14 protein-coding genes and 1 riboswitch are annotated in these 14,435 nt (G+C 65.9%); of the genes, 8 read left to right on the top strand and 6 right to left on the bottom strand.

What is annotated here, in order from left to right:
- From J7E83_RS00900 to J7E83_RS00880, 5 genes are all read left to right on the top strand, one after another.
- A complete protein-coding gene (locus tag J7E83_RS00900) occupies positions 1-1,197 on the top strand; it encodes a glycine C-acetyltransferase (RefSeq protein ID WP_214958534.1) in 1,197 nt (398 codons plus the stop codon).
- A 72-nt stretch (positions 1,198-1,269) separates the two neighbouring features.
- The gene (locus tag J7E83_RS00895) at positions 1,270-2,376 is read left to right on the top strand and encodes an FAD-binding oxidoreductase (protein ID WP_214958533.1); all 1,107 of its coding nucleotides are present in this window, start codon (positions 1,270-1,272) and stop codon (positions 2,374-2,376) included.
- Positions 2,377-2,387: 11 nt separating this feature from the next.
- The gene (hutI, locus tag J7E83_RS00890; protein WP_214958532.1) at positions 2,388-3,599 is read left to right on the top strand and encodes an imidazolonepropionase; all 1,212 of its coding nucleotides are present in this window, start codon (positions 2,388-2,390) and stop codon (positions 3,597-3,599) included.
- 96 nt (positions 3,600-3,695) lie between these two features.
- Positions 3,696-4,490, top strand: coding sequence for a DeoR/GlpR family DNA-binding transcription regulator (locus J7E83_RS00885; protein WP_214958531.1), 795 nt, complete (start codon positions 3,696-3,698; stop codon positions 4,488-4,490).
- A gap of 58 nt (positions 4,491-4,548) precedes the next feature.
- Complete coding sequence (locus tag J7E83_RS00880) at positions 4,549-5,328, top strand: CPBP family intramembrane glutamic endopeptidase (RefSeq protein ID WP_214958530.1); 780 nt, start codon at positions 4,549-4,551, stop codon at positions 5,326-5,328.
- Positions 5,329-5,504: 176 nt separating this feature from the next.
- On the opposite strand, the gene J7E83_RS00875 is transcribed toward J7E83_RS00880, so the two are convergent.
- A complete protein-coding gene (locus tag J7E83_RS00875; protein ID WP_214958529.1) occupies positions 5,505-6,143 on the bottom strand; it encodes a VOC family protein in 639 nt (212 codons plus the stop codon).
- A 126-nt stretch (positions 6,144-6,269) separates the two neighbouring features.
- Entirely contained in the window at positions 6,270-8,237 is a 1,968-nt protein-coding gene (locus J7E83_RS00870; RefSeq protein WP_251043269.1) for a S8 family peptidase, read from the bottom strand.
- 251 nt (positions 8,238-8,488) lie between these two features.
- Positions 8,489-8,604: riboswitch (SAM riboswitch) on the top strand.
- Between the two features lie 12 nt (positions 8,605-8,616).
- Between J7E83_RS00870 and J7E83_RS00865 the strand changes: the two genes are divergently transcribed.
- Positions 8,617-9,732, top strand: coding sequence for a homoserine O-acetyltransferase (locus tag J7E83_RS00865; RefSeq protein ID WP_214958528.1), 1,116 nt, complete (start codon positions 8,617-8,619; stop codon positions 9,730-9,732).
- A 36-nt stretch (positions 9,733-9,768) separates the two neighbouring features.
- On the opposite strand, the gene J7E83_RS00860 is transcribed toward J7E83_RS00865, so the two are convergent.
- The 3 genes from J7E83_RS00860 to J7E83_RS00850 are packed head-to-tail and all read right to left on the bottom strand — an operon-like array spanning position 9,769 to position 12,308.
- On the bottom strand, positions 9,769-10,251 hold the full coding sequence (locus J7E83_RS00860) for a hypothetical protein (RefSeq protein WP_214958527.1): 483 nt from the start codon (positions 10,249-10,251) through the stop codon (positions 9,769-9,771).
- Positions 10,252-10,264: 13 nt separating this feature from the next.
- On the bottom strand, positions 10,265-11,434 hold the full coding sequence (locus J7E83_RS00855; RefSeq protein ID WP_251043268.1) for a winged helix DNA-binding domain-containing protein: 1,170 nt from the start codon (positions 11,432-11,434) through the stop codon (positions 10,265-10,267).
- A 25-nt stretch (positions 11,435-11,459) separates the two neighbouring features.
- Positions 11,460-12,308 (bottom strand): SGNH/GDSL hydrolase family protein, encoded by an 849-nt coding sequence (locus J7E83_RS00850; protein WP_214958797.1) that lies wholly within the window; start codon positions 12,306-12,308, stop codon positions 11,460-11,462.
- Between the two features lie 105 nt (positions 12,309-12,413).
- Here J7E83_RS00850 and J7E83_RS00845 point away from each other — a divergent pair, with 105 nt between their 5' ends.
- Entirely contained in the window at positions 12,414-13,064 is a 651-nt protein-coding gene (locus J7E83_RS00845) for an alpha/beta hydrolase (protein WP_214958526.1), read from the top strand.
- A gap of 69 nt (positions 13,065-13,133) precedes the next feature.
- On the opposite strand, the gene J7E83_RS00840 is transcribed toward J7E83_RS00845, so the two are convergent.
- Positions 13,134-13,367, bottom strand: a complete 234-nt coding sequence (locus J7E83_RS00840) for an RNA-binding S4 domain-containing protein (RefSeq protein ID WP_214958525.1) — start codon at positions 13,365-13,367, stop codon at positions 13,134-13,136.
- Positions 13,368-13,400: 33 nt separating this feature from the next.
- Here J7E83_RS00840 and J7E83_RS00835 point away from each other — a divergent pair, with 33 nt between their 5' ends.
- A complete protein-coding gene (locus J7E83_RS00835) occupies positions 13,401-14,399 on the top strand; it encodes a DMT family transporter (protein WP_214958524.1) in 999 nt (332 codons plus the stop codon).
- The last annotated feature ends 36 nt before the right edge of the window (positions 14,400-14,435 follow it).

The raw sequence follows: 14,435 nt of genomic DNA, 5'->3' as shown, positions 1-14,435 counted from the left end.
ATGTACACCTCGATCAAGGACCAACTGCAGGCAGAGCTCGAAGAGATCCGCTCCGCCGGACTCTTCAAGACCGAACGAAGCATCAATTCACCGCAGTCCAGCCACATCACGGCAGGGCAGATCGGCCGCCCGGGCGCCAATGTTCTGAACTTCTGCGCCAACAACTACCTGGGCCTGGCCGACCACCCGGACATCATTGCTGCCGCCAAGTCCGCGATGGACGAGCGGGGATTCGGCATGGCGAGCGTCCGCTTCATCTGCGGCACCCAGGACCTGCACCTGGAACTGGAAGCCAGGGTCTCGACATTCCTGGGCACCGAGGACACCATCCTGTTCTCCAGCTGCTTCGACGCCAACGGGGGAGTGTTCGAGTCGCTGTTTGGGCCGGAGGATGCCATCATCTCCGACGCCCTGAACCACGCATCGATTATTGACGGCATCCGCCTCTGCAAGGCGCAGCGGTTCCGTTACGCCAACCGGGACTTGGCGGACCTTGAGGCCCAACTGGTGGCGGCGAAGGATACCCGGCGCAGGATCATCGTGACCGACGGCGTCTTCTCCATGGACGGATATCTCGCCCCGCTGGAAGCCATCTGCGACCTCGCGGAAAAGCACGACGCCCTGGTCATGGTGGACGATTCGCATGCGGTCGGCTTCATGGGCCCAACCGGAGCAGGGACGCCCGAACACGCGGGAGTGTCACACCGGGTGGACCTCTACACGGGAACGTTCGGCAAGGCGCTTGGCGGTGCGTCTGGCGGCTATGTCTCCGGTCGCCGTGAGGTGGTGGCAATGCTCCGCCAGAAGGCACGCCCCTACCTGTTCTCCAACTCCCTGGCCCCGGCCATCGTGGCTGCCACCATCAAGGCACTGGACCTCGTGGAAAACTCCGGCGAGCTGCGCAGCCGGCTTTTCGAGAATGCCGGGCTGTTCCGCCGGCGGATGACGGAGGAAGGATTTGAACTCCTGGACGGCGAGCACGCGATCGTTCCGGTGATGTTCGGCGACGCTGTGCAGGCCGCCAAGGTGGCTGACCAAATGCTCCAGCATGGCGTCTTTGTCACCGCCTTCAGCTTCCCTGTGGTTCCGCGTGGTGCCGCCCGCATCCGGGTGCAGCTCTCGGCGTCGCACTCGGCGGACGACGTCGAAGCGTGCGTGAATGCCTTCGTCGCCAGCCGGGCGGCAGTGGCAGCCTAATCCGCCGACGCCGCTGGGCGGCAACTGCTCACGCGGCGGCTCTGCCAGCGCGGACTCTGCGAGGATGGAGCCATGACAGCACGGTACGATGTCCTGATCGTGGGCGGCGGCATTGCCGGCCTGTCCCTTGCCTCGGCGCTCGCAGGCAGCTGCAGTGTGGCCCTCGTGGAAGCGGAGCAGGAGCTCGGCTACCATACGTCCTCGCGCTCCGCCCGCCAGCTGATCCCCAGTTTTGGCCCCGCTGTGGTCCAGGAGCTGACAGCCCGGACCCTGGAACTGATTGCCGCCCGGGACGCGGAACTGCCGCAACCCGTGTTGGCCCCGCGGAGCTTCATGCTCATCGGCACCGAGGAAACAGTCCGGTCGGAGGCCAGTGGGCAGATGCGCATCATCACCCATGCCGAAGCCCTGGAACTGTGCCCCGAGCTGGTTCCTGAGTCTTTCTCTGCGGCCGGCCTGGATACCGGTTCCTTTGGCTGCGACGCGCCGCTGCTCCTGGCTGACCACAGGCAGCGGGCGGAAGCAGCGGGAGCCGACATCATCACAGGCGCCCGCGTGCACTCGGGCCAAAGGCTGGGTTCCGGCTGGGAGATCGGGGCAGGGCCGGAAGCATTCCAGGCCGGCGTGATGGTCAACGCAGCCGGTGCCTGGGCGGACGAACTCGCGGTGACCAGCGGAGTGGAGAAGCTGGGCCTGCAGCCGTACCGGCGCACAGCGGCGATTGTCGACGTCGAACATCCGCTGCCGGAGCATAGCCCCATGGTGGCTGCTGCGGACAACTCCTTCTATTTCCGCCGCGAAGGCGCCGATGTGCTGATATCGCCGTCGGAGGCGGTTCCCAGCGGGCCGGAGGACGCGCGGCCCCGCCCCGGGGATGTGGAGCGGCTGGTGGCGAAGCTCAACCAGGTGACCACGCTCGGGATCCGCGGCGTCCGGACGGCGTGGACCGGGCTCCGGACCGAGGCGGCCGACGGCATCCCGGTGGCAGGATTCGACGCCGAGGCTCCCGGCTTCTACTGGCTCGCCGGCCAAGGCGGCTACGGCTTCCAGACTTCCGCGGCCATGGCGGAGCTGGCGGCAGCCCAGATCTTGGCGGGACAGACCACGGATGCGGCCAACCGTCCGGCATCCCGGACAGAGCAGGCCCTCGCCGCCACCCGCTGGTCCATCCGGCGCTGAAGAATGGTTTCATGAGCACCCTGATCACCAACATTGCCGAGCTGATGACCCAGGACCTGGAGCACCGGATCCTGAAGGACGCCGCCGTGGTGGTCGAGGGCGAACGGATTGCCTGGATCGGGGCGGCCAGCAGTGCCCCGGCCGCTGATGACGCAGTGGACGCGGGAGGCCGTGCCTTGCTGCCCGGCTGGGTGGACTCCCACACCCACCTGGTCTTCGCCGGAGACCGGACCGCTGAGTTCGAGGCGCGAATGGCAGGCGAGTCGTACTCGGCGGGAGGCATCGCCGTGACCGTGGACGCCACGCGCCGTACGTCGGATTTTGAGCTGACGCGCCTGGCGATGGGCCGGGTGGCAGAGGCGGTATCCCAGGGAACCACCTATGTCGAAACAAAGACAGGGTACGGACTCGACGTCGAGCACGAGGCCCGGAGTGCCCGCATCGCTTCCACCGTTGCGGATGACGTGACCTACCTCGGAGCACACCTGGTCCCGGCAGGCTGGGATGCGGATGCGTACACGGAACTGGTCTGCGGGCCAATGCTGGACGCCGTCCGGCCCTATGTGCGCTGGGCGGACGTGTTCTGCGAGGAGGGTGCTTTCAGCGAAGCACAATCCCGCCAGGTCCTGCAGGCCTGCGGCGACGCCGGGCTGCGCCTGCGCGTCCACGGCAACCAGCTGGGCGAAGGCCCCGGGGTACGGCTTGCTGTGGAGTTCGGCGCCGCGAGCGTTGACCATGTGAATTACTTATCTGACCACGACGTGGCGGCGCTCGCCGGCAGCTGGTCCGGCTGGAACCCCGGCACGGGCGCTGGACCCCGTGGCACGGTGGCTACGTGCCTACCGGCCTGCGACCTCTCCACCAGGCAGCCGCTCGCTCCCGGACGCCGGCTCCTGGACGCGGGGGTGCAGGTGGCGCTCGCCTCCAACTGCAACCCCGGCACCTCCTACACCAGCTCCATGGCATTCTGCGTGGCCACGGCAGTGTTGCAGATGGGGCTCACCGTCCACGAGGCGGTACGGGCCGCGACGTACGGCGGCGCGCTGGCGCTGCACCGCGACACCGGGAACGACGTCGACGGCGGACGGGCGGTGGGCTCCCTCGCCGTCGGACACCGCGCGGACCTGCACATGCTTAATGCTCCGTCCGCTACGCACCTCGCCTACCGTCCGGGCATGCCGCTCACGTACGCTGTGTGGCGGGCAGGAGTCCGGGCGCGCTGACGCCAACCGGCTATATGACGTTACTTGATTGTTTGACCTCTGTTATGATCAGAAAACGTCACTTCCCTGGTGACTCTTGAAACCCGAGAGGCCCGCATGACCCGCACCGACCGCCTGACCGCCATCCTGGACCTCCTGGCCAAGACCGGCCAGGTCGAAGTGGAGGAGATCGTCGGCAGCCTCGGCGTTTCACCGGCCACCGCTCGGCGGGACTTGGACAGCCTCGCCAAACGGCGCCTCCTGACCAGGACCCGGGGCGGCGCCACAACCGGCGCCCTGGCTTACGACCTCCCCGGGCGGTACAACAGGGACGACCATGGGCAGGCCAAGGAAGACATTGCCAGGGCTGCCTCCGAGCTCATCGCCCCCGGCTCGGTGATCGGGCTCTGCGGCGGCACCACCAGCACGGCCCTGGCCCAGATCCTGGCGACCCGTGAAGACCTCAATTCACCGTCCAACCAGCCCACACTGACAGTGGTTACCAACGCCATCAACATCGCGGCCCAACTGGCGGTACGCCCCAACATCAAAGTCATGGTGACCGGCGGCATCCTCAATCCGCGCTCCTATGAACTGGTGGGGCCGTATACCGACATCATTATGCAGAAGGTGGTCCTGGACATAGCGTTCATCGGTGTCAACGGCATCGACCCCGAGGTGGGGCCCACCAACACAGGAGAAGGCGAGGCCTCCGTGAACGCCCTCCTGGCCAGCCGGGCCAGGGTCTCCTACGTGCTGGCCGACTCATCCAAGGTGGGCGTCCGGGCCTTCGCCACGATGGACGGCTATGAATTCACCCGCCTGATTACGGATGCCGGCATATCCGCCAAGGACAAGGCGGCCTTCGAGGCTTCAGGTACGGAAGTCATCGTGGCGCCCCACATCGCCTGAAGCCTGCCAAAAGGCGGAGCCTCAGCAAAGAACCAGAAACTGCAGGCAAGATGGGAACATGTTGGTTCCCTCACGCCGTCGGCTGCGCATCGAAGTCTGGATAGTACTGGGACTGTCACTGGGGCAGTCCGCTGTCTACTCCGTGGTTCAGCTGCTCGATAAGATGACGCGCGCTCCGCTCGCGCAAGGCACGTCTACGCTGAACCCGTCGCAAAGCACCCGTGAATACTTCGACCTCACGTACCAGCTGCTGGACATCATCTTCGCCCTGGTGCCGGTGCTGCTGGTCATTTATTTCCTCACGGATCAGCGGCAGCCAGGTGCGGGGGACGGAGCCCACAGCGGTTCGGCCTTCCGGAAGCTGGGCTTTAACTTCGCCAGGCCGGGGCGTGACCTCCTGCAGGGTATTGGCCTGGCCGCCGCGATCGGAATTCCGTCCCTGGGACTGTATGCCGCCGGCCGGGCGCTGGGGATCACCACCGCCATCATCCCGAGCGCGCTTGATTCCTACTGGTGGACCATTCCGGTGCTGATCCTGTCGGCGGTGCGGCATGCTGTGGTCGAGGAAGTCATAGTGGTGGGCTACCTCCTTGACCGCTTTGGGAAATTCGGCTGGAGCATGCCCCTGGCGATCTTTACCAGTTCCATGCTGCGGGGCAGCTACCACCTCTACCAGGGCTTCGGACCGTTCATCGGCAATGCCGTGATGGGTGTGGTCTTCGCCTGGATCTACACCAGGACTAAGCGCGTCATGCCGCTGGTCATCGCGCATTCCCTGCTGGACATCGTGGCCTTCGTGGGCTTCAGCCTCTTTGGCAAGTCCGTTGGCCTGGGTTGACGGCCGTGGGTTCGATGCCAGTGGGTTTGGCTTCGCGGCTGTCTTAAAGTAATTCGGCCGCCATCGGTAGGTGACGTCGTTGGCACCCGCTGATGGCGGCCGAAGATTGGACGGCTATCCGGGCATCGTCGCCCGGGATGGTCGGAGTCCCGCTGGGAATCCGCCCGGAGAAAGAATCAGATGGTGACTGCTCCGGTGGCGGTTTCGAACGTGACGGACAGGATGCCAGGTGTTCCATGCGGAGCCACCCAGTCAACGGCCACGTCCTCAAGGGGCTTTTCGACAGGTTCGCCCAGCCATTCGGTGACCCGTTCGGCCGATCCGGCAATGGTGAGGCAGGACATCTTAACGTTGCTCGTGTAGGCGTTGGACGGGTGGAGGGCGGGGTCGCCTTCCCACTTCAGCATGTACGGAACCTGCGGGTCAGCAATGAGACCCAGGATTCCGATCTGCTTCCAGACGAGTTCGCGGCCGTCAGGGAACTTGCGGTTGCCGTTGACTGCCGCGCGTCCCAGCCGCTGTTCGAAGGGGGCGAGGTTGTCTACTTCGACGCACCAGCCCATCCATCCGCCGCCGGCCGCGGAGCGTGCCCGGACGGCTTGTCCGAACGGGGCCTTGTCCGAGGCGGGGTGGTCGAGCACCTCGACCACTTCAAGATATTTGTGGCCGGCGAGCGGGATAATCATGTTCCGGGTTCCGAAACGTGGGTGCACCCCTCCCTTCACTGCCTCAACTCCGAGGGCAGAAGATATACGTTCGGTAGTGGCCGCGAGGCCATCGTGTTCACAGGCGTAAGAGACGTGATCCATGCGCATGCCAACATCTTGGCACTTTGTGATCGGGCTCTCAGCTAAGGGTTGCCTTACTGGATGGGGGCCCTTTCTTGTCAACATATGCGGGTGCGGCATATGCGGGTGCGGCGGCAGCATCACAGGAGGCCTTCATCCGGCGAGGTAGAAGCCGGCGGTGTCGGCGATGAGGTGGACGGTGCCGGTGGAGGTGTTGGTGAGGGCTATTTTTCCGTCTGCGCCGACGGGGGCGATGACGAGGTTGGGGATGTCCTGGCCTGGGAGGTAGTTCAGGTTGGAGGTTCCTGGTTGGGTGGTGCCGCTGGCGTAGGCGGTGATGTATCCGAGTTTTTGGCCTTGGGTGGCGGTGATGTTCACGGCGACGGCGGAGACGCCGGTGGCGGGGATCCCGCCGCGGCCGGTGACCTGGACGCGGATGGTTGCCCCGGGTCCGACGGCTTCGGTGACGCCGCCGGTGCCGTCGCGGGTGTCCAGTTGCCGGAACGGGGCTAGTGCGTCATAGGTTCCGGCGGCGGTGGGTGTTCCGGCGAGGTAGTAGCCGGCGGTGTCGGCGATGAGGTGGACGGTGCCGGTGGAGGTGTTGGTGAGGGCTATTTTTCCGTCTGCGCCGACGGGGGCGATGACGAGGTTGGGGATGTCCTGGCCTGGGAGGTAGTTCAGGTTGGAGGTTCCTGGTTGGGCGGTGCCGCTGGCGTAGGCGGTGATGTATCCGAGTTTTTGGCCTTGGGTGGCGGTGATGTTCACGGCGACGGCGGAGACGCCGGTGGCGGGGATCCCGCCGCGGCCGGTGACCTGGACGCGGATGGTCGCCCCGGGTCCGACGGCTCCGGTGACGCCGCCGGTGCCGTCGCGGGTGTCCAGTTGCCGGAACGGGGCCTGGGATGAAAACGCTCCGGCAGCAGGGGAGTCGCTTCCTCCCGCCGTTGGGGCAATGTAAAGCAGCCGGTTAGGGGTTCCGTTACCGGCGCCTGTGATCATTCCCGTGTCGGCAGAAGAAAGTATTGCGTCCGTTACCTGGGCAGGGGTCAGGAGGGGGTTTTGGGACAAAAGTAGCGCTGCAGCGCCAGCCACATGGGGGGTGGCCATTGACGTACCGCTGAGTGATGCCGTGGCAGACGACGAGGTGTTCCAATCGGAACTAATCCCTACTCCTGGAGCGTAGATGTCCACGCATGTACCGAAATTGGAGAATGAGGCCTGCCGATCGGAGGAATCGCTGGCCGCAACCGTCAGGGCGTTCGGCGTGTCTGCCGGGGATGCTGTGCAGGCGTCGGTAGCACTGTTGCCTGCGGCGACGACTGCAGTGACGCCGTCGTCGATGACGGCTTGGACTGCGGCGTCAAGGGTGCTGCTGCTTGGGCCGCCGATGCTGAGGTTGACCACCGCCGGAGTTCCGGCTTTGTGGTTACCGGCAATCCAGTCCAGCCCGGCTATGACATCAGAATAAAGGCCCGTACCGTCGCAGCCCAAGGCGCGCACGGGGATGAGGGTGACGGCTTTGGCCACGCCGTAGACAGCTCCACCGATGATCCCTGCCACGTGCGTCCCATGCCCGTTGCAGTCGCTCCACCCGGTACCGTCGGCAATCGCAGACCACCCGGAGGCAACCCGGCCTCCAAAGTCGGCGTGTGAGGAGAGGATTCCGGTGTCGAGAACGTAAACGCTGACGCCCAGTCCGGACGCCGGAGGCGTGTAGGACCCGGAAAGGGGCAGGGTCCGCTGGTCGGACCGGTCGAGTCCCCAGGGGGCGGGTTGCTGGGTTTCGGAAACCGTGACCGGCAGGTCCGGCTCCACCGATAGAGCCCTTCCGGAGCCGGCAAGGGCAGCAGCCTGCGCCGCGTTCGCCTTGATGGAGGCACCCTGCACCGCCGTTTCAAACGTGCGGGTGACGCCGATCCCCTGGGCTCGCAGCGCCCTCGCCTCGCCTGGGACATCCGCCCCAGGAGCGAACCGGACGAGGTAGCGCCCGCTCGCACTGACCTGAGGGGCTGCGGATGCCGCAGTTACGGTTCCGGTCCCCACTACCAGCAAGGTGGAGCAAACGGCAGCGGAGGACAGGAGAACGACAGCATGACGGGCCAGACGCAGAAACTGGGGCAAGGGAATCTCGGTCTTTCTGTGCGGTCAGGATGAAGCTGGGCAATGATTTCCCAGACCTAAATCTAGCGGGGGCGGCATGCTGCGGACGGATTTCAGAAGATCCTGCGCGGATGTTGCGGAACCTGCGCGAATCCAATGAAACTGCAGCGTGGATGCTGACAAAAGACCGGTCGACGTTTCCAAAGGCCGGAAAGTCATAAACCAGTCACATTCTTGGCCATAGGCGTCGGCTGTTTCGTACACTCAAGGGAGGTCATGAGTGCCAGTGACAGCCCCGGCTTGCTGGCCGGCAACCCTCCTTCCGCGGTGGGGTGCCCCGGGTGAAGACCTGGCCTGCCGGTCATTTGACGGCAGGCAAGCGCGTAGAAAAGGTCCTCATATGACGATTACCGTCTCCCGCACCGCCGTACCCGAAAACGGCGTGCTCCGTTATGCCACCATCGGGGGGCTGTCGCTCGAAGCCGGCGGCTACCTCCCGGACGTCACACTGGCCTACGAAACGTGGGGCACGCTCAACGACGACCGTTCCAATGCCGTCCTCGTTGAGCACGCCCTCACAGGCAGCACGCACGTGACCCGGGGCGACAGCGACGAGCCCGGCTGGTGGGAGCAGCTGGCCGGCCCCGGGGCTCCCGTGGACACGGACCGGTTCTTCGTCGTCTCCATTAACATCGTGGGTGGCTGCTACGGATCCACCGGGCCGTCATCGCCTGCGCCGGACGGAAGGCCCTGGGGCTCCCGCTTTCCCCTGGTCACCCTCCGAGACAGCACGGTGGCCGAGGCCAGGCTGGCTGACCAGCTGGGCATCCAGAGCTGGTTCGCGGTCCTGGGCGGCTCGATGGGCGGCGCGCGGGCCCTGGAGTGGGCGGTCACCTATCCGGAGCGGGTGCGGCGCTGCGCCGTGATTTCGATTGGAGCCGCGAGCACCGCCGAACAGATCGCGTTTGCTCAGGCGCAGACCCTGGCGATCCGGCAGGATGCCAACTTCAACGACGGCGACTACTACGGCGGTCCCTTCCCGGAGGACGGCCTGGCGCTGGCGCGGCGGATCGCCCATATCACCTACCGCTCGGCCCAGGAATTCGACGGGCGCTTCGGACGGTCGGCCCAGCCGACGGAAACGCCGCTGCAGGCCGGGTCCCTGGCGGACCGTGGCCGCTACCAAGTGGAAAGCTACCTGGACCACCAGGGCACGAAACTTGTCCGGCGCTTTGACGCGAACAGCTACATCGCCATCACAGAGGCCCTCATGAGCCACGACGTCTGCCGGGGGCGCGGTTCCCTGGACGAGACGCTCGGCCGGGCCACCGCACGGTTTTTCGTGGCTGCCGTAGACAGTGACCGGCTGTACTTCCCGTCCCAGTCACATGAGCTCGCTGCTGCCTTGCCGGGGGACGTGGACGTGCACCTGATTGAAGCGCCGATCGGCCACGACGGGTTCCTCACCGAGATCGGACAGCTCGGCGGCCAGCTCCGGAAGACATTCCTGGTTTAGCCCTTTTTGTCATAAGGCCCCTGCCGTAGCAAGGAACTAGCCGTTCATGATTTCGGCGCGGCGGGCCATGTAGTCTTCCATCGCCAGTTCGCCGTTGCTGTACTGCTGGTCCAGTTCGGCGAGCTTCCGGGCGCGGTAGCCCTGCGGCGCCGACGGCGGCGGGGGAGTCACGGGGGCTGCCGGCTGCTGCGGCGTTCCCTGCTCTGGTGCCTGCTCCTGGGGAGTCATCGGCTGGTCATACGGCGGAAACGGCTCATTTGACGGCGGCAGGGGCTGGGCGGGCGGCAACGGCTGGGGGCTTCCGATCTGGCGGAAGCCGCCCGCCATGTAGTCCTGCTGCGTGTAGCCGTCACGGGGCTGGCTGCTCTGCGGCCCGCGGTCCGCACCCGGAAACTGTTCCGGATAGCGGCCGGAAAAACTCTGTTCCTGGTTCCGGCGGTGGACGGATTTCCGGTACATCCGCATCGCCATGGGAATCACGAACGACAAAACGATGATCCAGAAAAACAGACTGTTCACGGTGCCGCGCCTCTCATATGTGTGCCTCCAGCTTAGCCCCGGGCTGCACACGCACGGCCGGCATTCCCAGGAAGGCCGCGTATCTTGCCACCGCAGATTCCACCGCAGCATTGAGCGGCTCAGCGGACGCGGACAGCCGGACATCCACTTCGCAGCGGCCGGGCAGCAGGGTATGCCGCCACGATCCGATCATCCGTCCGTCCAGCAGCACCACATGGATGGGGGCGTCAGCCACGGGCAAGGCCGGTGCCCTGCCGCCCAAGTAGTGCCTGGTGGCGGAGTACCCCATGACGTATTCGTCGTAGCACTGGACCAGGTCGATGCGGGGCCGTGCCTGGCCGGTGGGATCGCCAGCATCCATCCCCGGTCCGAAATAAAACCCGACGCCGTCAATCACCGCAGTGGCCAGTACAGCCGGGTCGGCGTCCAAGGCATGCTGCAGGCCTTGCCGGACATCGGCCATGGTCAGCCCCGACCAGTCGGCACAGTCCTTGATGGTGGCCGGACCGCGGCTGGTGAAGTAGCGCCGGACCAGTTCGGCGAGGGCTTCCGCCCGGGTCATGGGCACCGCCGGCCCGGCCGGCACCCGCTCTTCGAAGAGGGCGTACGTTTGCTTCAGCGCTCCGCCCGCACTCCGCACAGGTGAGCCGCTGGCAAGGACCCCGGTGATCTCCGCATGCATGATCAGGTAGACCAGTTCGAGCCCCTTCGCTTCGAAACCCGCGTCCTGCAGAGTGGCCGCGAGCTGCTCCCTGGTCAGATGGCGTCCGCCTCTGACAGCCTCGGCCATGGCCTGCCCTCCCCGGAAGGCGGCTGCCGCGTCAATACCGGTCCGCCGGTACATACCTGCGTTGCCCCGGTGAAGCCGGGGTGCGGACAGCGCCATCAGCCAACGCAGATCATCCCGGTGGACGAAATGCCAGGTGGGCCTCAGGATATGCGTGCGCAGGATCCGCCCGTCGGCTACAGCCTGCTCCACATCGGCCGCGGTGGCGGACGATGTCCGCTGGGCCAGGCTCCAGCGGGCATAGGGAAATTCCTGCGCCTGCACGGCAAGCAGGTTCCGGAGGGAGTCTTCGGGGGAGGCCGCCGCTGGCCCGCGGAGCATCTGGGCCCGGAGCCGGAGCCGTACCAACTCATCCGGATCCATACCGGGCTCGTCCGGATCCATACTCCGCGTCATGTGGTTTCCTGCCTTGAGGTCCGCGCTAGCGGTGGGCGTCGGTAGTGCCCAGCGGACCTTCGCCGGATCCCATCGGGACACCGGGGCCGAACACGGGCCCCGCCGTCGGACGCTTTGCCGTGATCCCATCACCCGACGAGCGGTGGCGCAGCCGCCGTACCACCCAGGGGACGAAGTATTCACGCGCCCACACCAGGTCGCCGGTGCGGGCTTCCCGCCAGGTCCGCTGCGGCAAAGGCTTGGGCACCAGCGGTTCAAGGCTGTGGCGCACGTTGAGCGAGTCGAGGACCATGGCTGCGATGGTGTGATGGCCCAGTGGTGAGAAGTGCAGCCTGTCCTCGTCCCACATCTGCGGATCGCTGAGCTGCCGGAGGGACCACATGTCCGCGATGACGGCGTCGTGACGGGCGGCAACTGTCCGAAGGTTCTCGTTGTAGATGGCCACTTTACTGCGGACCCGGCCCAGCACGGAGGAACCAGTATCGGGACCGTTGAACAGCACCACGGTGGCGCCGCCCATGCCAAGGATCTGGACCACCGAATCGAGCTTTTCCGCCAGGGCATCGGGGTCGCCGCCGGGCCGGATAAGGTCGTTGCCGCCAGCCGAAAGGGTCACCAGATCCGGCTTCAGAGCCAGGCACGGGGCGAGCTGCTGGTCCACGATCTGCTGAAGGAGCCTGCCGCGGACCGCGAGGTTCGCGTACGCGAAATCGCTCTGCCCGCGGCCCAGTTCTTCCGCCACCCGGTCCGCCCAGCCGCGGTAGCCGCCGGGGCTTGAGGGCTCGGGGTCGCCGATGCCCTCCGTGAAGGAATCCCCGAGGGCTACATACCGGCTCCAGGGGTGGGATTCCACGGCTGCCGTGGGATTCTGCATGGCTCTTGCTTCACTCACGGTCCTATCCTGCCTTCCCTGTCGCAAGCTACGCCACCGTAGGTTCCTGCCCCTTCCTGCTCGCCAGTAACTGTAACAATGGAAACCATGACTGATGCCCTTGTATTTCCCGCCCCCGTTGTTTTGTGGTCCCAGCCTGAAAACCAGCGTGCCGGAAAGCCGCTGCTGGTGCTCTTGCACGGCTACGGCGCCAACGAACAGGACCTGCTGAGCCTGGCGGACATGCTGCCCGGGGACTTTGCCGTGGCCTCAGTCCGTGCACCCCTGGCGATGGGCCCGGGATTTACCTGGTTCCCGCTGACGGCGTCCATCGACTATTCACTCGACGGCGTCAAGAAGGCTTCCGGCTACGTGCTGGACTGGATCGACACCATCAAAGCCGGACACCCGTCGGTGACGCTGCTCGGGTTTTCGATGGGAATGGCGATGGCCACCACGCTGCTCCGGCAGCGGCCCACGGACTTTGCCGCCGTCGTCGGACTGTCGGGGTTTGTGGTGGATGCCGGCGACGATCCCACCTTCCGGGACCATGAACTGGATGGCTCCGTCCCTCTGTTCTGGGGCAGGGACCAGCAGGACCCGGTCATTACGCCGGACAAGATTGACTACACCATGGGTTGGGTACGCCAACACGTCAAGCTCACCAAGGTGCTGTACACCGGAATGTGGCACGGCATCAATCAGCAGGAGATCGGGCATGTTTCCGAGTTCCTGACCCATGAGGTGCTGAAGAAGTAAAAGCCCGTCGGACACACCGCTCCTCGGAGGCCGGTCAGAGGAGGCCAGTCAGGGGGAGGCCGCTGCGGATCAGGCTGCCGGCGCCACGACCCTCACGGTCTGCCCGTTGACGGTGACGGTATCGCCGTTGTGCAGCTGGCGGCCGCGGCGGTCGTCGATCTCCCCGTTGACTTTGACGAGCCCGTTCCTGATGAGATCGGTGGCCTCGACGCCGTCCTCCACGAGGCTGGCGAGCTTCAGGAGCTGGCCAAGCCGGATCATGCTGTCGCGGATCGGGATCTCTTCAATGTCCTGGTTGCTCATACAACCAATGATGCCTGACGTAAGGTGAATTCAATGACCCACACCCCACGGCTGCCGCTGCTCGCGGGGCTCCCGCTGGCGGTAGGAGCAGGGCTCGCGATCCCGGTCCAGGGGCGTATCAACGGTGCCCTGGGAGCCCGTCTCAACGATGGCATTGCCGCGGCGGTAGTAAGTTTCAGCACCGGCCTGGTCCTGATGATCCTGATCTCATTGATCCTCCCCGCGGGCCGTGCCGGGCTGGCCCGGATCGTTCCCGCGGTCCGCAGCCGCGCCTTCCCCCGTGTGTACGTCCTGGCCGGCGGGATCGGTGCCCTGTTTGTCTTCGCGCAATCCTTCACCGTGGGGCTGCTGGGGGTGGCGCTGTTCACTGTCGCGACGGTGACGGGCCAGACGGTGAGCGGGCTGCTGGTTGACCGGCTGGGAATCGGCCCGGCCGGCAAGAAATCCGTGACCGGCATCAGGGTCATCGGCTGCGTGCTCACCATTGCCGCCGTGGCCTGGGCGGTTTCGCCCAGGTTCGACGGCGCTGGTGCTTCAGCCGGCCCGGATGGCGCCGGGTCCGGCGGGCCGGCGACGCTGATTCTTCCACTCCTGCTTCCCATCCTGGCCGGCTTCCTCATGAGTTTCCAACAGGCCATGAACGGCACCGCGACTGTCACCTACGGGACGCCCATCGCCGCCACGCTGGTGAACTTTGTGGCGGGCAGTGTGGTGCTGTGGATTGCCTGGGCCCTCAAGGTGGCCTGGCTGGGGGCCGGTAATGCCCTGCCAGGGGAGTGGTGGTACTACCTCGGCGGCCCGATGGGTTGTGTGTTTATTGGGCTGGGCGCAATGCTGGTCCGGAGCCTCGGCGTGCTGGTCACCGGATTAGGCATGATCGCCGGGCAGCTTCTGGGGTCCCTTGGCCTTGACCTGCTGGTGCCCGCCCCGGGCTCCATTGTGGCGCCGGCCACCGTCCTGGGCACCCTGCTCACCCTGGCGGCCATCATTCTGGCAACCTTGCCGTGGCCGCGGGGCGCCTTCCGGAGGTAGTGGCCGGTAGGCTAGGACACGCAGCTTTCTGCATCT

The organism is Arthrobacter sp. ISL-48, assembly GCF_018613805.1.
In the GTDB taxonomy this organism is placed as follows: Bacteria; Actinomycetota; Actinomycetes; order Actinomycetales; family Micrococcaceae; genus Arthrobacter.
This window is presented reverse-complemented; position numbering and strand designations above follow the sequence as displayed.